This window comes from Amycolatopsis stemonae (genome assembly GCF_054781455.1).
On record NZ_BAAGUJ010000016.1, the window covers coordinates 78371 to 96483 of the forward strand.

19 protein-coding genes are annotated in these 18113 nt (G+C 72.1%); 12 read left to right on the plus strand and 7 right to left on the minus strand.

Features of this window, described 5'->3' with window-relative positions; genetic code table 11:
* Positions 1-192 precede the first annotated feature (192 nt).
* Together ACYVLJ_RS39190 and ACYVLJ_RS39195 are read right to left on the minus strand one after the other, a co-directional pair.
* A complete protein-coding gene (locus tag ACYVLJ_RS39190; protein ID WP_460442455.1) occupies positions 193-1116 on the minus strand; it encodes an alpha/beta fold hydrolase in 924 nt (307 codons plus the stop codon).
* Positions 1117-1440: 324 nt separating this feature from the next.
* A complete protein-coding gene (locus tag ACYVLJ_RS39195; protein ID WP_460442456.1) occupies positions 1441-2649 on the minus strand; it encodes a PucR family transcriptional regulator in 1209 nt (402 codons plus the stop codon).
* A 224-nt stretch (positions 2650-2873) separates the two neighbouring features.
* Here ACYVLJ_RS39195 and ACYVLJ_RS39200 point away from each other — a divergent pair, with 224 nt between their 5' ends.
* Together ACYVLJ_RS39200 and ACYVLJ_RS39205 are read left to right on the plus strand one after the other, a co-directional pair.
* Entirely contained in the window at positions 2874-4079 is a 1206-nt protein-coding gene (locus ACYVLJ_RS39200) for a CdaR family protein (protein WP_460442457.1), read from the plus strand.
* 56 nt (positions 4080-4135) lie between these two features.
* On the plus strand, positions 4136-4840 hold the full coding sequence (locus ACYVLJ_RS39205; RefSeq protein ID WP_460442458.1) for a GNAT family N-acetyltransferase: 705 nt from the start codon (positions 4136-4138) through the stop codon (positions 4838-4840).
* Here ACYVLJ_RS39205 and ACYVLJ_RS39210 read toward each other — a convergent pair.
* Positions 4730-5263: a GtrA family protein gene (locus tag ACYVLJ_RS39210; RefSeq protein WP_451967452.1), complete on the minus strand. Its 534-nt coding sequence runs from the start codon at positions 5261-5263 to the stop codon at positions 4730-4732. The two genes, ACYVLJ_RS39205 and ACYVLJ_RS39210, sit on opposite strands and share 111 nt — an antisense overlap.
* 40 nt (positions 5264-5303) lie before the next feature.
* On the opposite strand from ACYVLJ_RS39210, the gene ACYVLJ_RS39215 reads away from it, so the two are divergent.
* A complete protein-coding gene (locus ACYVLJ_RS39215) occupies positions 5304-5891 on the plus strand; it encodes a hypothetical protein (RefSeq protein WP_460442459.1) in 588 nt (195 codons plus the stop codon).
* Here ACYVLJ_RS39215 and ACYVLJ_RS39220 read toward each other — a convergent pair whose 3' ends face one another.
* A complete protein-coding gene (locus ACYVLJ_RS39220; protein ID WP_460442460.1) occupies positions 5892-7076 on the minus strand; it encodes an alpha/beta hydrolase family protein in 1185 nt (394 codons plus the stop codon). It lies immediately after the preceding gene.
* The gene (locus tag ACYVLJ_RS39225) at positions 7073-7636 is read right to left on the minus strand and encodes a hypothetical protein (protein WP_451967448.1); all 564 of its coding nucleotides are present in this window, start codon (positions 7634-7636) and stop codon (positions 7073-7075) included. The genes ACYVLJ_RS39220 and ACYVLJ_RS39225 overlap by 4 nt, the downstream gene beginning before the upstream one ends.
* A gap of 318 nt (positions 7637-7954) precedes the next feature.
* Here ACYVLJ_RS39225 and ACYVLJ_RS39230 point away from each other — a divergent pair, with 318 nt between their 5' ends.
* The 4 genes from ACYVLJ_RS39230 to ACYVLJ_RS39245 all read left to right on the plus strand — a co-directional run bounded on the left by ACYVLJ_RS39230 (position 7955) and on the right by ACYVLJ_RS39245 (position 11924).
* Positions 7955-9181 carry a DUF6801 domain-containing protein gene (locus tag ACYVLJ_RS39230; protein WP_451967446.1) on the plus strand — a complete coding sequence of 409 codons (1227 nt, stop codon included), beginning with the start codon at positions 7955-7957 and terminating at the stop codon, positions 9179-9181.
* Positions 9182-9242: 61 nt separating this feature from the next.
* Entirely contained in the window at positions 9243-10286 is a 1044-nt protein-coding gene (locus ACYVLJ_RS39235; RefSeq protein WP_460442461.1) for a DUF6801 domain-containing protein, read from the plus strand.
* Positions 10287-10365: 79 nt separating this feature from the next.
* Positions 10366-10704, plus strand: coding sequence for a YciI family protein (locus tag ACYVLJ_RS39240; RefSeq protein ID WP_460442462.1), 339 nt, complete (start codon positions 10366-10368; stop codon positions 10702-10704).
* A 50-nt stretch (positions 10705-10754) separates the two neighbouring features.
* A complete protein-coding gene (locus tag ACYVLJ_RS39245; RefSeq protein ID WP_460442463.1) occupies positions 10755-11924 on the plus strand; it encodes an RNA polymerase sigma factor in 1170 nt (389 codons plus the stop codon).
* Here the strand turns inward: ACYVLJ_RS39245 and ACYVLJ_RS39250 are convergent.
* Positions 11921-12259, minus strand: a complete 339-nt coding sequence (locus ACYVLJ_RS39250; RefSeq protein ID WP_460442464.1) for a hypothetical protein — start codon at positions 12257-12259, stop codon at positions 11921-11923. The genes ACYVLJ_RS39245 and ACYVLJ_RS39250 overlap by 4 nt on opposite strands.
* A 195-nt stretch (positions 12260-12454) precedes the next feature.
* Here ACYVLJ_RS39250 and ACYVLJ_RS39255 point away from each other — a divergent pair, with 195 nt between their 5' ends.
* From ACYVLJ_RS39255 to ACYVLJ_RS39275, 5 genes are read left to right on the plus strand one after another with little or no spacing between them, the layout of a single operon-like run.
* The gene (locus tag ACYVLJ_RS39255) at positions 12455-13651 is read left to right on the plus strand and encodes a PP2C family protein-serine/threonine phosphatase (RefSeq protein ID WP_451969784.1); all 1197 of its coding nucleotides are present in this window, start codon (positions 12455-12457) and stop codon (positions 13649-13651) included.
* Positions 13648-15168, plus strand: a complete 1521-nt coding sequence (locus ACYVLJ_RS39260; protein WP_460442465.1) for a sensor histidine kinase — start codon at positions 13648-13650, stop codon at positions 15166-15168. The genes ACYVLJ_RS39255 and ACYVLJ_RS39260 overlap by 4 nt, the downstream gene beginning before the upstream one ends.
* Positions 15165-15605: a response regulator gene (locus ACYVLJ_RS39265; protein ID WP_451967439.1), complete on the plus strand. Its 441-nt coding sequence runs from the start codon at positions 15165-15167 to the stop codon at positions 15603-15605. The genes ACYVLJ_RS39260 and ACYVLJ_RS39265 overlap by 4 nt, the downstream gene beginning before the upstream one ends.
* 47 nt (positions 15606-15652) lie before the next feature.
* On the plus strand, positions 15653-16012 hold the full coding sequence (locus tag ACYVLJ_RS39270; RefSeq protein WP_451967438.1) for an STAS domain-containing protein: 360 nt from the start codon (positions 15653-15655) through the stop codon (positions 16010-16012).
* An 8-nt stretch (positions 16013-16020) separates the two neighbouring features.
* A complete protein-coding gene (locus ACYVLJ_RS39275; RefSeq protein WP_460442466.1) occupies positions 16021-16428 on the plus strand; it encodes an ATP-binding protein in 408 nt (135 codons plus the stop codon).
* 58 nt (positions 16429-16486) lie between these two features.
* Here the strand turns inward: ACYVLJ_RS39275 and ACYVLJ_RS39280 are convergent, their stop codons facing one another.
* Positions 16487-18109: a phospholipase C gene (locus ACYVLJ_RS39280; RefSeq protein WP_460442467.1), complete on the minus strand. Its 1623-nt coding sequence runs from the start codon at positions 18107-18109 to the stop codon at positions 16487-16489.
* Positions 18110-18113: the final 4 nt, after the last annotated feature.

Genomic DNA, 18113 nt, shown 5'->3' on the forward strand with positions numbered 1-18113 from the left:
ACCGGCCTCTTCGTCGTCGAAGCCGGTCCGGATTTTGTGGCTCAGGCAACATAATTTCGCGCGAACGGCACTGTCAACGGGTTCTCAACTGACTTTGCGGTAACCCGTCCGGTCTACACCCGAACGGGTGGAAGGGCGCGACGTCAGGTGACACTTCCGTCGGGACGGGATGGTGTGCGGGTGACAACTTTTTCAAGGGGCCTGATTCGCGGTCATCAGGCGTGCGACGACGTCGTCGAGCGTCAGCCGCGCAGGCTCGGTCCCCCGGACGAACTCGTTCAGCAGCAGGCAGAAACCGTCCGGGTCCGCCACGTGTGGAAAGTGTTTCACGTTCTCCCGGACGGTCAAGCGGCCGTTCGGCAGCAGCCCGGCCGTCCGCCGCCCGTGGGTCACCGGGATGAGCGGGTCGCGCGCGCCCCAGACCAGCAGCGTCGGCACGGCTTCGGCCAGGTAGAGCTTCTCCACGGCGCTCGCGCGCTGGCCGCGCAGGTCGATCAGGCCGCGCGCGATGGCCAGGAACGCCCGCCGCCGCGCCGGGTCGGCCAGCGAGCCGAAATGCCGGGCCAGTTCCCGTGTTTCAGCGTTCAACGACCCGCCGAGCCGCCGGCCGAGCCGGGCCGCGGCCCGCGCGATCGCGAGCGTCACGCGGTTCACCGCGCACGCGAGCACGGCCCGGGCGCCCGGCAGCGCCGTCGCGCGCAGCACCACGCTCACCTCCGGGCCCAGCCCGGCGCTGGCGACCAGGACGAGACGATCGCACATTTCCGGGAACTGGTAGGCGAACTGCATCGCGATCCCGCCGCCGAGCGAGTGGCCGACGACGGTCGCGTGCCGCACGCCGGACACCGCCAGCACGTCCCGCACGATGCTCGCCATCGCTCCGAGACCGTAGTCCGCGCGCGGCGCCTCGGACTCGCCGTGGCCGGGGAGGTCCAGGGCCAGCACGCGCCGGCCGAGCGCGTCGCACCGGCGCAGCACCGGCTTCCAGGTCTCCGCGCTGCCCGCGATCCCGTGCAGCAGCACGACCGCTTCGTCGCCCGCACCTGTCGACGGCGTGTGCTCGTGCAGCCGGATCCGGCGGCCGTGCAGCGTCAGGGTGTGTGTCTCGAGGGTCATCGGCCGCCTTTCTCGCGGACCTGAAAATAGGGCATCCGACTGCTCGCGCCCGCTGTGTCGAACGCCACTGTGCGTCAATTCGGCTCGTGCATGACAAGAACGCCGCCGGAAAGGCGGTCTCGCATGCGGGTTTCCGCGATTAATCGGTAATGCCTCTCGACATTCCCCGGGCGGGGCGGGTATTCCTCGAACATGGCCGCAATGACGCACCGGACGCGCTGATGTCCTGCCGCGCGAGTTTCTCCGTCTCCTCCGGAGCGCCCGGCGTGCGCCGTCCGTGGCGGCGTCTGCTGCCGATGCCGGTGCGGGCGCTCGACCGCCTGGTCAGCGCTCCCGATCACCGTCCGGCCGGTGCGCGCGCATCAGCCGCTGAGCCCGCAGCGCCAGCTGCATCCCCAACCGGTCGTCGGCGTCCTTGAGGCGGTCGCCGAAGAGCTCCTCGAGCTGCCGCAGCCGGTTGCGCACGGTCTGCGGGTGCACGCCGAGGCGCTGCGCGATCTCCGGCGCCCCGCCGCGCGTCTCCAGCCAGGCCAGCAGCGTTTCGCCCAGCCGCTCGCGCTGCTTCTCGCTGAGGGACGCGAACGGGTCGAGGCTTTGGCGGGCCAGCTCGGCGGCCAGGAAGTCCTCCGCGAGCAGCCAGAGCGTGGCCAGGTGGTCGCGGCACCAGATGAGCGGGCCGGGGACGTCCGGCCCGGACAGCAGCAGGGCGCGGCGGGCGGTGCGCAGCGCGGCCGGCGCGTCGGCCAGCGGCACGGTCGGGGACACCGCGGCCCGCCAGCCGTCGAGCTTGGCCTCCAGGGGAGCCAGGTCGGCGTCGGGATCGCGGGTCAGCAGGTGCGGCTCGGGGCCGTCGAGGTCGGCGAGGACGCCGTCGCCGAGCAGGTCGGCCGGGAAGTCGGCGGCGTCGGGGCCGCGTTCGAGGGCGACCATCGCGGCGGTCTCCGGCAGCGGCCAGCCCGCGCCGCCGGCCAGCTCGGCGATGCTGCTCGCGGCGCCTTCGGGGGCCTGCACGATCAGCTCCAGCAGCCTCCGCCGACGGACCGGGACCGCGCCTTCGGCGTCCGCCTGGGCCTGTTGGTAGCCCTCGATCGCGGTGGCGCACAGCTCGTCGACGTAGGCGAAGATGGCCTCGGCGGCGACCGAGATGACGGCCGGGTCGACCCCCGCGGCGACGACGCCGGGGTGCATCGCCCGCCAGGCCACCCGGGCCCCGACGGTGGCGCTGTCCTGCAGCGCGTCGAGGGTGCGGCCCTCCTCGAACTCGATGCGGCCGCGCCCGCGGTAGAAGTCGACCCAGTGCTCGTGGGACAGGGCCGGGTCGCCCATCGAGTCGACGCAGTGCTGCACGGCGTACTCGACGCTGCGGACCAGGACCTTGCCGAACACGCCCTTGAGCGGCTGGCCGTAGGCCGGGACCGTGCGCTGGACCTCCTGGATCATCGAGGCCGCGGCGTGCCCGACGTGCGGGCGCAGGCCGGCGCCGAGCGCGCGCGGCAGCGAGGCCAGCAGGCGGAAGCTGCGGTACTCGACCACGAATCCCCCTTCTCACGTCCCGGAGGGGACGAGCGTATCCGAACCGGGCGGTGTCCTTACCCGGATGTGTCACTGAAAAATCAACGACGAGTTCCCGGGGTTCCCTGAAAGAGTGACACGAACACATCCTTTTGACACGGACGGGTACGAGTTCTACGCTCCGTGGCAGATGGTGGGGGCCATTTCCGAGGTGTCAATTCCCTGGGCGGAGGACCGAATTCCCCATGCGCGGTTCCGCTGCTTCCGACGGCTCGGTGTGGGCGAGGCTCCCCCACGAGCTCGGCGACGCCGTGCGCCCGCGGATCCCGGAGATCGCGCGGGCCTGCATCGACGGCATCGCCCGCGAGATTCCGGAATATTCCGCGATTTTCGGTCCCGGACCCGAGCGCGTCGCCGCGATCGAGCAGGCGCGGCGCGGCATCGAGCGGGACATCGACCGCGTCGGCACGCCCGCGATGTGGCAGGCCGACCGGCTGGCCGAGTTCCGCGGGCACGGGCGCCAGGCCTTCCACAGTGGTCTGAGCCGCGAAGCGGTGCAGGCGGCCGTGCGCGTGTCGAGCCGGGTGACGTGGCGCTGGATCGCCGACATCGCCCGCGAAGCCGGCCTGTCCGGCGACGTCCTGTACGGCGCGGCGGAGGGGATGTTCGCCGACGTCGAGACGTCGATGGCGGCGGTCGCCGAGGGCTACCGCGCGGCTGAGGCGGCGATGTCCGGCACGGGCGAACGGCACCGCCGCCTGCTGCACGCCCTCCTCAGCGGCCGCACACCGGCCGAAGTGGACGGTCTCGTCGCGGCGTCCGGGCTGCGCGTGCCTGCCCAGGTGGCCGCGGTGGCGTTCCGCGCGCTGCCGGGCGCGCCGGAGTTCCCGCCGGGCCTGCTGCCGGACCACGTCCCGGCCGACCCGGCGGGCGACCCGCCGGCCGCGCTGACGTCCGCCCCGGACGTGGACCTGGCGGAGCTGGCCGCCCTCCCGGCGGGCTGGACGGCGGCGGTCGGGCCCCTGGTCCCGCTGGCCTCGGCGCCGGAGTCGTTCCGCGTCGCCCGCCGCGCGGTCGACCTGGCCGCGCGAGGACTCCTGGACGTCCCGGGCCCGGTCGTCTGGTGCCGCGACCACCTGACGACGCTGCTCCTGCTGGCGGACGAGTTCCTCGTCGAGCAACTGGCGTCGACGACGCTCGCACCGCTGGCCGGCCTTTCGGACCGGCGGCGGGAGCAGCTGGCCGAGACGTTGCTGGCCCTGGTCCAGACCCGCGGCAGCGCGCCCGAGCTGGGGCGGCTGCTGGACCTGCACCCGCAGACGATCCGGGCCCGGCTGAAGAAACTGGGCGAGCTGTTCGGGGCGCGCTTGGACGACCCGGGCGAGCGGCTGCGGCTGGAGCTGGCGTTGCTGGCGGAACGGGCGCTGCCTGCCGTGGCCGGTCGTGAGTGAGAAAGCCGCCGGATCGGCTCTGGAGGGAGGGCCAGAGCCGTCCTAGGCTGCCCGGCATGACCGGATTGCTCACCGAGCGGCTGCGGCAGGCTGCCGACAACGCCGTCGCGATGTGGACCGCTCTCGGGCGGGCCCGGGGTGACCGCGTTCTCGAACGGCCCGGCTTCACCGCGATCGACGGCCGGCGGTTCCGGATCATGGTGCGGTCCGCGAACCCGGGCGACGCCGCCGTCGACGAGCTGACCGAGCTCGCGCGGCTGCGGCGGCTCGACGGCCGGACCGTCGTCGTCGAGGATGCGTTCCGGACGCTCGACCTGACCGATCTCGGGATGAGCGCGCGGCAGCTGCCCGTCATGGTGCGCGAGCCCGCGCCCGTGCCGGACGAGCCCACGGTCACCCGCGTGCGGACGCCCGCCGAGCTGGCGCGGGCCGAGGACGTCATCGTCCACGGCTTCCCGCTCGAGGAGTACCAGCCGGCCGAACCCGGGACGGTCTTCCCGCCTGGGCTGCCCGCCCAGGCCTTCTTCCGCCGGGGAGACGAAGGTGCTTGCCTCACCATGGCCCACGGCGGTGTCGGCGGCGTCTACTGGGTCACGACGATGCCCGAGTACCGCTCGCAGGGCGTCGGCCGCGCCCTGATGCACGCCGTCCTACGGCACTTCGACGACCGTCCCGTCACGCTGACCGCTTCCCGGTCCGGGAAGCCGCTCTACGACAAGCTCGGGTTCACCACTCTGGGGGACGCCGACTGGTGGCGTTGACCGCGGGAACACCCACCGCCGGTAGCCGTACCAGCGGAACGCCGTACCGGACAAAGTGCCCAGCACCATCCCGGCGACGAAGTCCGCGACCTCCTGGACGAAGTACGTCACGTGCGGTGTCTCGAGCCCCAGCGCGTACCGCGAGAGGAGCGGCGGCACCAGGTTGACGGCCACCGCGCCCGCGTTGACCACGAAGAACAGCCCGGCCTCGCGCAGCCGCCGGTGTCCGCCGCGGCCGGCGAACGACCAGCGTCGCGACAGCAGGTACGCGAACGCCGTCGACGCCACCGTCGCGAGGAAAAGCGCAGTTACCGGTTTCTCCCGCAACACGGTGAGCTTCAGGCTGTAGTCGCCCAGTAGGGTGACCCCGTACGCGGCCAGGCCGACGACGGCGAAGCGGAGCAGCTCTCGCGGCTCGGGCATGGTTCCTCCGGGGTGACGCCGACAGGGTGGAGGTCTTTCGATGGCACGCAAGGGCGGGGAGGGCGAGATCCCCTCGGTCGCCGAGCTGGTGAACCTTTCGGAAACGAGGCCGCTGGTCATCCGCGGCGAACTCGACGCGAAGCTCGCCGAGGAACCCGCACCCGAACCCCAGCCCGACCCGCTCGCCATCCTCGACGCCGAGTTGGCCGCCCCCGAACCCGACGAGCGCCCGCGCGAGGCCCCGCCCGCCGACCGCTCGCGCCGCGCCTACCCGTACGTCTTCGGCGCCGGCGCGGCCGTCGCGCTCGGCCTGGCCGCCGTCGTGCTGTTCCAGCCCCAGCAGGTCGGCGGGTCGGCCGTCCCGCCGCCCGGGGCGAGCGTCCCGGCCGCGCCGCCGCCCTCGAGCGAGGGGGTGGAGACGATGAGCGCGTCCGCCGCGCCGCCGCCGATGACCGCCCAGGTGCGCGACTCCCCGGTCCGGACCACGAGCGCGCCCGCCGCCGCGGGGCGCAAACCCGCGCACCCCACGACGGCGGCGCCGCCGGCCCAGGACGAGTGGCAGCAGTACGTCAGCTCGGTGATCAGCTCGTGGCAGCAGCAGCACCCGCACGGCCGGCCGAACCGCTGATCAGCAGCTCGCCGTCGCCGGCTTCCCGGCGATCCGGTCCTTGACGAACGCCAAGACGTCCGCGTTGCCGGTGTAGACCAGCGTGATGTGGTCGGTGTCGTAGGTCTTCCACGTCTGGGCCACCCCGGCCGCGCAGTACGCCTTGTGCAGGCTGTCGGCCTGCGCGAACTGCACCAGCTGGTCGCCGGTGGCGTGGTAGAGGAACACCGGCACCTTCGGCGGGCTGCCGCCGAGCTTGTTCTCGTTGAGCCGGGCGACCCACGCGGGCTTGATGTAGCCCGGGCTCGTCGTGTAGTCCGCGATCTTCTGGTTCGCGTACGTCGTGAGCAGCTCGAACGTGCACGCGCTCTGCTTCATCTCCGCCAGCTTCGCGCGGCCGTTGTCGCTGAGGAACGAGTCGAGCTGCAGCTCCGGGTAGGCCTGGTCGAGGCCGAGGAGTGCGTAGGCGAAGACGCCGAACCCGAACTTCCCGTCGAGCTGCAGCGTCACCTGGACGAGGTCGGCGGGGACGCCGCCGGCCGCGATCCCGACGAGGTTCAGTTCGGGCGCGTACGCCGGCTGCAGCTCCCCGGCCCACGCCGCGGCGCCGCCGCCCTGCGAGTAGCCGCGGAAGACGACCTTGGCCGTCGAAGACAGCCCGGCCGCGGCCAGGCGCTGGGCCGCGCGGACCGCGTCGATCACCGCCGGGCCTTCCGACCGGCCCACGACGTACGTCGTCTTCGGCGTGCTCTGGTAGCCCTCGTAGTCCGGGACGGTCACCGCGTAGCCCGCGTCGAGCAGGTCGTCGAGGCCCGGCTGTTCGTAGAACGCGCCGATGTCGATCATCTTCGACGGCGTGCAGCCGAACGCCGGGCCGTGCGTGCCGGGCGCGAACGCGACGATCGGGGCGGTCGCGCGGTTCGCGGTCTTCGGCACCAGCACGGTTCCGGTGACGGCGTCGGGCTGCCCGAGGGCGTTCGTGGACAGGTACATCACCTGCCACGCGTCGACGGAGTCCTTGCGCGGTCCCGCTTTCGACGGCCGCCAGCGGAGGACGTCGCCCGGCTTGCCCGCGGGCAGCGGCGACGGCGGCGTGTAGAAGGAGTCGTCGGCCGGGCCGGGCGCCGGGTCCGCGGCCGCCACCGGGGCGGCGAGCGCCACGGCCAGCACCGACGCCACGAGCAGGGCGAGCGCGCGGCGCGTCACGAGCCCGTCCCGTAGACGCGTTTGCAGGTCGCGGACTCGCTGAAGGCCAGGTTCAGCTCGGGGTTGGCCTTGAGGTCCTTGATCGGGCCTTCGGGATCGCTGAGCTGGCCCATGGTGGTGTCGGCCTCGGAAATCACCTGCCGCAGGCTGGGCTGGTCGGTCACCTTCGCCTGCTGCATCCTGGTTTTCGTCTCGGCGAGCTTGGTCTTCGTCTCGGTCAGGTTGCCGGTCGCCTTGTCCACAGCGGACTGTCCATCCGGGACGGGCGGGACGCCGGCGGTGCGCAGGCCGCCCGCCATGTCGTCGAGGGCCGACCCCAGGCGGCCGAGGAAGTCGACCATCGCGTCCCGGGTCTTCACCGGGTCGGCGTCGTCGACGGCGGGCGGCTGAGACAGCTTCGCCGAGCCCGCGGCGACCCCGGTGCACACCTTGTCGACCCAGGCGAGCGCGGCGGGGTCGGCGTGCCGGCCCGGGTCGGCCGGGGCGTCCGACCCGCAGGCGGCACACGACAGAAGTGCGGCCGCCGCCATTGCGAGCACCGCGCTGTGCATTCTTTTCATGAGTTTCGAAGCTACGCGGAGCGGTCGCGGACGAGCAAGAAGAGAATGGCCGGTTGGCACGTGCGTCAACATTGTGCGGTGTGGATTTGTCACGCTCGTCAGCGCTTCGGCGATGCCTTTGTGCTGGGGAAACCTTCCCCTGCCTGCTAGGAACCCGGGCCGGGTGACGTGCTGGGGTGACAATTTGCGGAGCAGGCGTTGCCTTTTCACTGAAAGCCCTTGATCGGCGCCGTCCGCGCTCGTTAGCTTACGGTCCGGTCGCGATTCTCGAATAGCGCGGGCCGTTTCGTATCACTGTTGATACACGGAAGGACCATCGTGAGTCACCCAAGAGGCAAGAAGAAGACGGTCGCGGCCGCCGCGGCCGTGGGCGCGGTGGGGCTCGTCGCCACCGCGCTGGTCGTCGGCGCGCAGGCCAGCGCCGCCGACCCGATCTCGCTGACCCTGAACTACCACTGCACGCTGCCGCTGGTGGGGTCCCAGTCGCTGAAGGTGGTGATCAACACCGACCTGCCGACCACGGTGAACACCGGCCAGCCGACCGGCGCGTTCGACATCAAGGCCGTGTCGACCATCAACGCGGACACCGTCGCGGGCCTGAGCCTGATCGGCGCCACGACGATCGAGGGCACCGCGACGGCCGCCGCGACCGTGGCCGCGCCGAGCCTCAACCTGCCGGTCAACGTCCCGATCACGCTGGACAAGACGAACATCCCGGCGTCGGGCGAGCTGAACATCAACGCGTCGGGCAAGACGCCGTCGCTGACGTTCACCCAGGCCGGCCAGGCGAAGATCACCGTCGGCGACCTGCAGCTCAAGGTCACCCCGCGCAAGGCCGACGGCTCGGTCACCGGCATCACGCCGGACGGCACGATCGACGCGCCCTGCACGCAGGACGCGGGCCAGAACAACACCCTGGCCACGATCACGATCGCCGGTGGCGGCGGGACGACCCCGCCCACCACCACGCCGCCCACGACGACACCCCCGACCACCACGCCGCCGACGACCACCCCGCCCACCACGACCCCGCCGGGCGGCGGCATCAAGTACTCCTTCGGCATCACCGGGTCGACGTCGCTGAAGTCGCTCGGCAGCACCGCGCCGATCTCCGGCTCGTTCGACGCCGACGTGGACCTGGCCGCGAAGAAGTTCACCGGCACCCTGCAGCTGAACCCGACGCACACCGACTTCAAGCTGTTCGGCTTCATCCAGGGCAGCTCGGACGTCAAGGTCGTGCCGAACGGCCCGCAGACCGGTGAGCTGGTGGGCACCGGCTTCAAGGCGCACATCAAGTTCGACACGTTCCTCACCACGGTCAACCTGTTCGGCATCCCGATCAGCACCGACCCGAAGTGCGGCACGGTCAGCTCTTCGACCAGCGAGATGACCACCGGTCCCGACTTCGACCTGCTCAAGGGCGGCAAGCTGTCGGGCACCTACTCGCTGTCCGCGCTGCAGAACTGCGGCTCGTTCAACGACATCATCAGCGCCTTCGCCAAGAGCGACGGCAACACGCTGGACCTCGTGCTCGCCAAGAAGTGACCCGAACTGCCGGCCCCCGTCGCGCCGCGGCGGGGGCCGGTGCCACGAGAAGGGACTGCCCGTGCGGATCGCCCGGTCACTGCTCGCCGCCTGCGTGCTCGCGCTCGCCGTCGTCACGCCCGCCCAGGCGTCGACGCCGGTCGCCAAGGAGCTGAGCTTCACCTGCCCGTTCCCGTTGATCGGCCTGCAGCAGCTGGACGTCGAGGTGAAGGCGTCGTTCGAGGTGCCGTCCGCGCCGGGCGGCACGTTCACGACCTCGGACCTCGCGGTCGCGGTGACCGTGCCGGACAAGTCCACCCGCGGCTTGGCCCTGGTCGGCGCGGCGAGCATCGAGGGGACGGCGTCCGCAGGGGTGACGCTGACCAACGGGCCGCTGACGCTGCCGTTGAACCTGCCGTTGACCGTGGCCAGGACGGCGGTGCCGCAGTCGGGCCCGTTCACCACGAACGCGTCCGGCTCGGTGCCGCCGGTGCAGCTGCCGAACGCGGGCAAGACGACCCTGACGATCGGCGGCTTCAGCGCCCGGCTCACGCCGAAGAAGGCCGACGGCTCGTTCACCGGGCTCGGCTCCTTCACCTCGGACTGCACCCTCGACCCGGGCCAGGACCCGGTGCTGCTGAGCTTCGACCTCGGCGCGTCCTCGCGCGACTACGGCGTTTCCGGGACCACGACCCTGAAAGCGCTCGGGGCGAGCGCGCCGGTCACCGGGTCGTTCACCGGGTTCAGCCCGGCGTTCGACCGGACGCGGGCGGAGTTCAAGGTCTTCGGGTTCGTCCCCGGGACGGCCGACCTGCGGTTCAGCCCGGACGGCCCGCAGACCGGCGAGATCGCCGGTGACAGCTTCGTGGCGCACGCGAAGCTGGCGTTGGCGTTGCCGCAGGTGACGTTGTTCGGGCTGCCGGTCGCGGACGCGGGCTGCCGGGCGAGCGCGTCGATCCCGGTCGACCTGCGTTCCGGCACCGGCTTCACCCCGGCGACGGGCGGGCCGGTGACCGGCACCTACGCGATCCCGGCGCTGGCGGACTGCGGTGCGTTCACGCCGTACCTCGGCTCGCTGGTCCAGGGGGCGGGCAACACGTTCGTGCTGACGCTGACCCCGCGCTGACGGAAGTTCTCCGCTGTTGTCGATTTCGCCGGTCCTCGCGTGACGGGGTAGGAAAGGACCACGACCGAGAGGACCGACCATGGCGCAGTACGCGGTGCTGATCTACGAGCGAGTGCCCGCCGAAGACCTGCCGAAGGAGATCATGGACCGGCACCTCGGCCTGCCGGACCGGATCGCCGGGCTGGGCGGCAAGGTGACCGCGGGGCTGGCCCTGCAGCCGAACGAGACGGCCACCGCGATCCGCGGGGACCTGGTGACCGACGGGCCGTTCGTGGAGACCAAGGAGGTCCTGGCCGGGGTGTACCTGCTCGAAGCCCGCGACCTCGACCACGCGCTGGCCTGCGCGAAGCTCACGCTGGTCGTCGAAGGCGGGGTCGAAGTCCGGCCGCTGGTCGACTTCCAGGTGGTGCCGGGCTGACGTCCGCCGCCGACGCCGTCGCCGAAGCGCACCGTCGCGAGTGGGCCTACGTGCTCGCCGCGACGGTGCGGGTGACGCGCGACCTCGACGAGGCCGAAGAGGCCGTCCAGGACGCCTACCTCCAAGCGCTCGAGCGCTGGGAAAGCGACGGCGTCCCGGACCGGCCCGGCGCGTGGCTGACCACGGTCGCGCGCCGCAGCGCGCTCAACGGCGTCCGGCACCGGGAAGTGCTGCGGCGCAAGCTGCCGCTGCTCGTCGAGCCGGCCGTCGCCGAGCCGCCCGAGCCCGCCGGGCCGATCCCGGATGACCGGCTCCGGCTCGTGTTCACCTGCTGCCACCCGGCGCTCGCGCAGGAGGCCCAGATCGCGCTGACGCTGCGGCTGGTGTGCGGCGTCGCGACCGCCGACATCGCGCACGCCTTCCTGGTGCCCGAGCCGACGATGGCCGCCCGGATCACCCGCGCCAAGAAGAAGATCACCGCCGCGCGGATCCCGTACGCGGTGCCTTCGGCCGGCGAGCTGCCCGCGCGCGTCTCCGTCGTGCTGACCGTGCTGCACCTGCTCTACTCGGCCGGGCACACCGCGCCGTCCGGCGGCGACCTGGTGCGCGACGAGCTGACCGGGCGCGCGCTGGACCTCGCGCGGATGCTGCGGACCCTGCTGCCCGCCGACACCGAGGTCGCCGGGCTGCTCGCGCTCCTGCTCGTCCAGCAGGCCCGGCGCGCCACCCGCACCGACGACGCCGGGCGGCTGCTGCGCCTGGCGGACCAGGACCGCTCCCGCTGGGACCGCGAGCTGGTCGCCGAGGCCGACCGGCTCGTCGTCGAGGCGCTGAAGGGCGGCCCGCCCGGGCGGTTCGGCGTGCAGGCCGCCATCGCCGCCCTGCACGCGCAGGCCCCGAGCTACGCCGACACGGACTGGCCGCAGATCCTGGCCCTCTACGACGTGCTGCTGCACCTCTGGCCGTCGCCGGTGGTGGCCCTCAACCGCGCTGTCGCGTTGTCGATGGTGGACGGGCCCGAGGCGGCGCTGGCCGAGATCGCCCGCCTGGAGGACGGCGGCCGGCTCGCCGGGTACCGCTACCTGCCCGCCACCAAGGCCGACCTCCTGCACCGCCTCGGCCGTGACGCCGAAGCGGCGGAGGCGTACCGGGCCGCGCTCGCGCTGGCCGGCAACGCCGTCGAGCAGGAGTTCCTGGCCGCCCGGCTCGGCGGGGCCTAGAACATCAGGACGTACCCGGCGAGCGAAAGGACCAGCGCGGCCAGGAAGAACCCGCCGTGCAGCCCGGCGCCCAGGGCGAAGTCCGCGACCAGTTGCACGACCAGGTCCGCGATGCCGAGGACCCCGACGACCGCCAGCGTCGTCCGGGCGCCCCTCACACCGCGGTGGAGGCCGTAGACGAGCAACGCCCACAACCCGGCGCCGAGGACGTACACGAGCACGGCCACGGGAAGCGGGACGGCGGCCTCGACGGGCGTCCGGCGGCCGCCCAGGAGCGAGCCGGCGAACCAGCACGCCGTGGCGCCCCACCAGGCGAAAGCGGCGCGCGGGGACATGGCGGCAGCCTAGGTCCGGGCGATCGGGTTCCGGCACGGTCACGACCCGAACCGTTACCCGCCCGGTGTCACACCGGAGTGCTATAAAACGCTACCTCCGTGGGACCGGTTTCACGGCCGTAGGCGGCCGCCTCCGGTGCCGCTAGGGTGATCGTCTGGATGTGCTGGCCGAAGGCAGCCGAACGGGAGACGCCGGTGACCGCCGCGCACGACTCATCGTGGGATCCCGGCACCCGCTTGCGCGTGCTGCTGGTGGAGGACGACGACGGCGACGCGCTGCTGGTCGAGGAGATGCTGGCCGACACGTCGGTGCCCTTCTCGCTCGAGCGCGTCGAAACGCTCGCCGCCGCGCTGGCCGGCCCGCTCACGGCCGACTGCGTCGTGCTCGACCTCCAGCTGCCCGACGCGATGGGCCTGAGCGGGCTGACGAAGCTCGGCCAGCACGCGCCCGGCGTCGCGATCGTCGTGCTGACCGGCGGGCACGACCAGGCCACCGGCGTCGCCGCGGTCGCCGCCGGCGCGCAGGACTACCTCGTCAAGGACCAGGTCGACGGGCCGCTGCTGGTCAAGGCGCTGCGCTTCGCGCGCGAACGCAAGCGCGCCGAGCAGGTCGAGCAGCAGTTCCTGCAGCAGCAGCTGCTGGCGCGGGAGAACGCGCGGCTGGAACGCGGCCTGCTGCCCGTTCCGCTGCTGCGCGACCCGCACCTCGACCTGGCCTCCCGCTACCGCCCGGGCCGCAACGGCTCCCTGCTGGGCGGCGACTTCTACGACGCCATCGAGCTCGCCGACGGCACCGTGCACATGATGATCGGCGACGTCTGCGGCCACGGCCCGGACGAGGCCGCGCTCGGCGTCGCGCTGCGGATCGCGTGGCGTTCCCTCGTGATGGCCGGCCTGCCGATGCCGGACGTGCTGAGCATGGTCGAGCGGGTCCTCGTGCACGAGCGGATCGAGCCGCTGTTCGCCACCGTCTGCATGGTCGTCGTCGCGCCGGACCGAAGATCCCTGCGGCTGTCGCTGGCCGGGCACCTCCCGCCCTTGCTCTTGACGGCGGGCGACGGGCACCTGCTCTCCGGGACGCTCCTCGGCGTCCCGCTCGGCGTCGTCGAGGGCACGAAGTGGGAGTCCCTCGAAGTGCCGCTGGAACCGGGCTGGTCCCTGCTGCTCTACACCGACGGCGTGTTCGAAGGCCGCGTCGGTGCCGGGTCCGAGCGGCTCGGCCACGAGCGGATGGCCGCGCTGGTGCTCGAAATCCGGCACCGGAGCGGCCTCGACGGCACGGAGCTGCTCGACGAGCTGATCGCCCGCGCCGAACGGCTCAACTCCGGCCCGCTCGACGACGACGTCGCACTCGCCCTGCTCAGCCACGACCCGGGGGAGCGCACGCGATGACCGCCGACGAGCGCGGCTGGCCGGTCCGCCGCTGGCTCACCCTGCTCGCGCTGACCGAGGCGGTGCTGCTGCTCGCGGCCCTCGCGGGCGGCGGGATCGCGATGAACAACCTCACCGACGCCCGCAACCGCCTGCTCGACGTCATCGGCGGGCAGCGGCTCGCCGCCATCCAGCTGTCGACGGCCCTGCTGAACCAGGAGACCGGCGTCCGCGGCTACCAGCTCGGCCGGCAGCCGGAGTTCCTGACCCCGTACACCGACGGCGTCCGCTCGCAGGCCGACGCCGTCGCCCAGCTGCAGCGGCTCGGGGCCACGCCGGGCACGCAGATCGGCGACGACCTCGACCGCGTGCAGCAGGCCGCGAAGGCCTGGCAGGTCACGGTCGCGCCCACCATCACCCCGGGCGCGCCCCCGGTCACCGCGGCGCAGGCCGACCGCAGCCGGACCCAGTTCGACGCGGTCCGCGGCGCCCTCGACGCGCAGGCCGCGCACCTGGTGACGCTGCGCAACGAGGGCCGGGCCGACCTGGACGGCGCGGCGAACTTCCTGACCGCGATGCTGGTGGCCGTCGGCGTGCTGATCCTGCTGCTGTTCGCGGTGCTGTTCCTGGGGCTGCGCCACGTCATCACCCGGCCGATCCTGCGGCTGGCCGGCGAGGTCCGGCAGGTCGCCGACGAAGACGTCCACCGCCCGGTGCACGGGACCGGGCCGCGCGAGATCGCCCAGCTCGGCACCGACGTCGAGGCCATGCGGCAGCGGATCCTGGACGAGGTCGCCGAGCTGGAGCGGGCGCACGCGATGCTGGACCGGCGCACGCGCGAGCTGGAGCGGTCCAACGCCGACCTGGAGCAGTTCGCGTACGTCGCGTCGCACGACCTTCAGGAGCCGCTGCGCAAGGTGGCGAGTTTCTGCCAGCTGCTCCAGCGGCGCTATTCGGGCCTGCTCGACGAGCGCGGCGAGCAGTACATCGAGTACGCCGTCGACGGCGCGAAACGGATGCAGGTCCTGATCAACGACCTCCTGGCGTTTTCGCGGGTCGGCCGCAACCCCGGCAAGCACGTCGTGGTCGAGGCGGGCCGGCTGGTCGACGACGCGCTCGCGAACCTCGAGGTCGCGCTCTCGCTGAGCGGCGGCAAGGTGGAGCGCGGAGACCTGCCCGAGGTGCGCGTCGAGCAGGCGCTGATGACGGCGGTGTTCCAGAACCTGATCGGCAACGCGCTGAAGTTCAAGGGCGAGACTCCGCCGGAGGTGCGCGTCACCGCCGAGCGCGACGGCGACGACTGGGTGTTCTCCGTGTCGGACAACGGGATCGGCATCGACGCGGAGTACGCCGAACGGGTCTTCGCCCTGTTCCAGCGGCTGCACACGCGCAGCGCGTACCCGGGCACCGGGATCGGCCTGGCCCTGTGCCGCCGGATCGTCGAGTACCACGGCGGCCGGATCTGGCTCGACACCGAGGCCGCGGGCACCACGTTCCGCTTCACCCTGCCGGCCGCCGAGGATAATGGGGACGCATGACGCAGGCGCCTGAACCCATCGACATCCTGCTCGTCGAGGACGATCCCGGCGACGTGCTGATGACCCGGGAAGCGTTCGAGCACCACAAGATCCGCAACGCGCTGCACGTCGCGAGCGACGGCGTGGAGGCCCTCCGGTTCCTCAACCGCGAGGCGCCCTTCGAAGCGGCGCCACGGCCCGGGCTGATCCTGCTCGACCTCAACCTGCCCCGCAAGGACGGCCGGGAGGTGCTCGCGGACATCAAGCAGGACCCGGACCTGCGCACGATCCCGGTGGTCGTGCTGACGACGTCCGAGGCGGAGGAGGACATCGTGCGCAGCTACGACCTGCACGCCAACGCCTACGTCACCAAGCCGGTCGACTTCGAGAAGTTCGTCGAGGTCGTCCGGAAGATCGACGACTTCTGGGTGACCGTCGTCAAGCTGCCGTACCGGTAGGCGCCGTCGATGGCGTGGCGGCGGGGATTGCGGCACGATAAGAGGCCGTGACCTCTTCATCGCGGGATCTTCCCGCCGTCGAGCTGGCGGTCACGCTCGACCGGCGGGACAAGGCGGCCGTGCTGCGCGTGGCGGGGGAGATCGACCTGCTGAGCGCGCCGGAGTTCGAGGAAGTCGTCGACGCGGTGCTGGCCGGCGGGCCGGAAACGCTGGTGGTGGACCTGCGCGAGGTGACGTTCTTCTGCTCGGCGGGCCTGCAGGTGCTGGCGGCGGCGCACCGGCGGCTGCCCGAACGCGGGCTGCGCGTGGTGAGCGACTCGCCGGTGACGTCGGGACCGCTGAAGACCACCGGGCTCGACACGTGGATCACCGTCCACGCGACGGTCGACGAAGCGCTCGGCCGGTGACGCCCCCGATGCCGGAACCGGTGTTCACGTGCCACGGGGTGCAGGCTTCGCCGGAAGCCCTGCGCCGGCTCCGGCACGAGCTGATGGCGTGGGTCGTCGCGGTGGGCGTCGACGCGGCGCGGGCCCAGGACATCGTCCTGGCGAGCTACGAAGCGCTGGCCAACGTGGCCGACCACGCGTACGACGGGGCCGGGCCCGGGGTGGTCGACCTGGACGCCTCGGCGTTCCCGGACCGGGTGGAGGTCGTCATCCGCGACCACGGCACGTGGCGGACCCCGGTGGTGGACCCGCGCCCGGTTTCGTTGCGGGGGCGCGGATTGCTGCTGCTGCGGGCGAGTGCCGACCGGGCGGACATCTCGTCCGGCGAGTCCGGGACCGTGGTCACGCTGGCCTGGGACCTGGCGCCGGTGTCGTGAGTGGTCAGGGCGGTTGGAGCCGCCCTGACCAGTCACGACGAGCCGCGGCTGACCCGGGTCAGCGGTGCACGACCGCGCCCGTCTTCGGGTCGAGCGTGACCTTCTTGGCCTGCGGCCACCAGAAGTCGAACATCCCGTTCAGCGAACCCGCGCGGGTGTCGAACGACGAGTCACCGATCCGGCCGGTGAACCAGTTGTCCTCGATGAACTTCAGCACCGAGGTCTGGTCCGTCAGCGAGTGGTCGACGTGGTTCACCTTGGCGTACGGCGAAACCACCAGCAGCGGCAGCCGCGGGCCGTAGCCGCAGCGGTCGGCGTAGCCGCCGAGGGACGCCGGCTTGCCGGTGCAGACCGCCTGGTCCTGCGCGGCGTCCTGCGAGCCGTTGACGATCTTCGACGCCTGGTGGTCGTACCAGCCGTCGGAGTCGTCGTAGGCCAGCACGATCGCCGTGGACTTCCACTCCGGGGACTGCTGGATCTTGTTGATCTCGCTGACCACGAACTGCTGCTCGTCCAGCGGGTCCGAGTAGCCGGCGTGGCCGTCCTGGTACTCCGGCGCCTTCAGGAAGCTCACCGCGGGCATCGAGCCGGCGCGCAGCGCGTCGTCGAAGTCCGAGGTGTCGTACTGGTGGTTGGCCCGGTCGGTCTGGCCGATCGCCTGCACCGACGACGGCGCGAGGTGCTTCGGGTTCGCCGTCGACTGGTAGTACTGGAACGGCTCGTGGTGCGGGCTGTAGTCGACCGCCGCGTTGCCGCCGACGTTGGTGTGCTTCTGGCCGCAGACCGCGAAGCCGTTGGCCGAGCCGGTCGGCCGGAAGCCGCCCTGGAACCAGCCCCAGGTGACGTGGCGCTGGTTGAGCAGGTCACCGACGTTCTTGCCGCTCAGCGTGGCCAGGTTGTCGGTGCTCGTGTGGTTCTTGTCCGAGCAGTCGTCCCACGCCGGGTCCGGGTCGTTGATGACCGTGCCGACGCCGTGCGCGTCCGGGGACACCACGGCGTAGGAGTCGGTGGTCGGCTCGTGCGTCACCGAGGTGACCGCCTGGGCGCCGTGCGTCTGGCCCGAGATCAGGTTCAGCGCACCCGGGGTCGACGGGCCGAACACCGTGTTGAACGAGTTGTCGTTCAGCGCGTAGTTCTGCGCGTAGTTCCACATGCCGGTGACGGTGTTGCCGTCGTAGTAGTCCATCACCAGGCCGGGCTCGCCGAACAGCACCGGCTGGCCGGTGCACTTGTCGGTCTCGGTCTTCTCGACGAACTTGTCCATCTTGCCGCCGTTGAAGGCGGCCTGCTCCGCGCCGTAGTTGTGGTTCTGGTCGCAGGTCAGCGCCTGCTCGTGCGTGAGCCGCTTCGGGTCGTACGCGTTCGGGTTGTCCGTCAGCAGCTTCTTGTCGAGGCCGTTGACCTTCGGCGTGTTGCGCGCGGCCTGGAACGGCGTGCCGTCGGTGTTGGCCGCGTTCGGGTACGTGCCGAAGTAGTGGTCGAACGAGATGTTCTCGCCGAAGATGACCACGACGTGCTTGATCGGCGTCGAGGTCGGGATCCAGTGCGCGGGGAACAGGTTCAGGGGCTGGGCTTCCGCGGTCGTCGCGGCGGAACCGGTGACGACGGCGAGTGCGGCCACCGAAGCGAGTGCTCCGGCGCCCAGCAGGCCGCGCCGTCGCCGGCGGGTTCTCTTGTCCACAGTG

What these genes read in the sequence shown, in the direction of transcription:
- ACYVLJ_RS39190 (WP_460442455.1), bottom strand. Translation starts at nt 1,116, where the DNA reads ATGACCCTCGAGACACACACCCTGACGCTGCACGGCCGCCGGATCCGG.
- ACYVLJ_RS39200 (WP_460442457.1), top strand. Translation starts at nt 2,874, where the DNA reads ATGCGCGGTTCCGCTGCTTCCGACGGCTCGGTGTGGGCGAGGCTCCCC.
- ACYVLJ_RS39205 (WP_460442458.1), top strand. Translation starts at nt 4,136, where the DNA reads ATGACCGGATTGCTCACCGAGCGGCTGCGGCAGGCTGCCGACAACGCC.
- ACYVLJ_RS39210 (WP_451967452.1), bottom strand. Translation starts at nt 5,263, where the DNA reads ATGCCCGAGCCGCGAGAGCTGCTCCGCTTCGCCGTCGTCGGCCTGGCC.
- ACYVLJ_RS39215 (WP_460442459.1), top strand. Translation starts at nt 5,304, where the DNA reads ATGGCACGCAAGGGCGGGGAGGGCGAGATCCCCTCGGTCGCCGAGCTG.
- ACYVLJ_RS39225 (WP_451967448.1), bottom strand. Translation starts at nt 7,636, where the DNA reads ATGAAAAGAATGCACAGCGCGGTGCTCGCAATGGCGGCGGCCGCACTT.
- ACYVLJ_RS39240 (WP_460442462.1), top strand. Translation starts at nt 10,366, where the DNA reads ATGGCGCAGTACGCGGTGCTGATCTACGAGCGAGTGCCCGCCGAAGAC.
- ACYVLJ_RS39250 (WP_460442464.1), bottom strand. Translation starts at nt 12,259, where the DNA reads ATGTCCCCGCGCGCCGCTTTCGCCTGGTGGGGCGCCACGGCGTGCTGG.
- ACYVLJ_RS39260 (WP_460442465.1), top strand. Translation starts at nt 13,648, where the DNA reads ATGACCGCCGACGAGCGCGGCTGGCCGGTCCGCCGCTGGCTCACCCTG.
- ACYVLJ_RS39265 (WP_451967439.1), top strand. Translation starts at nt 15,165, where the DNA reads ATGACGCAGGCGCCTGAACCCATCGACATCCTGCTCGTCGAGGACGAT.
- ACYVLJ_RS39275 (WP_460442466.1), top strand. Translation starts at nt 16,021, where the DNA reads ATGCCGGAACCGGTGTTCACGTGCCACGGGGTGCAGGCTTCGCCGGAA.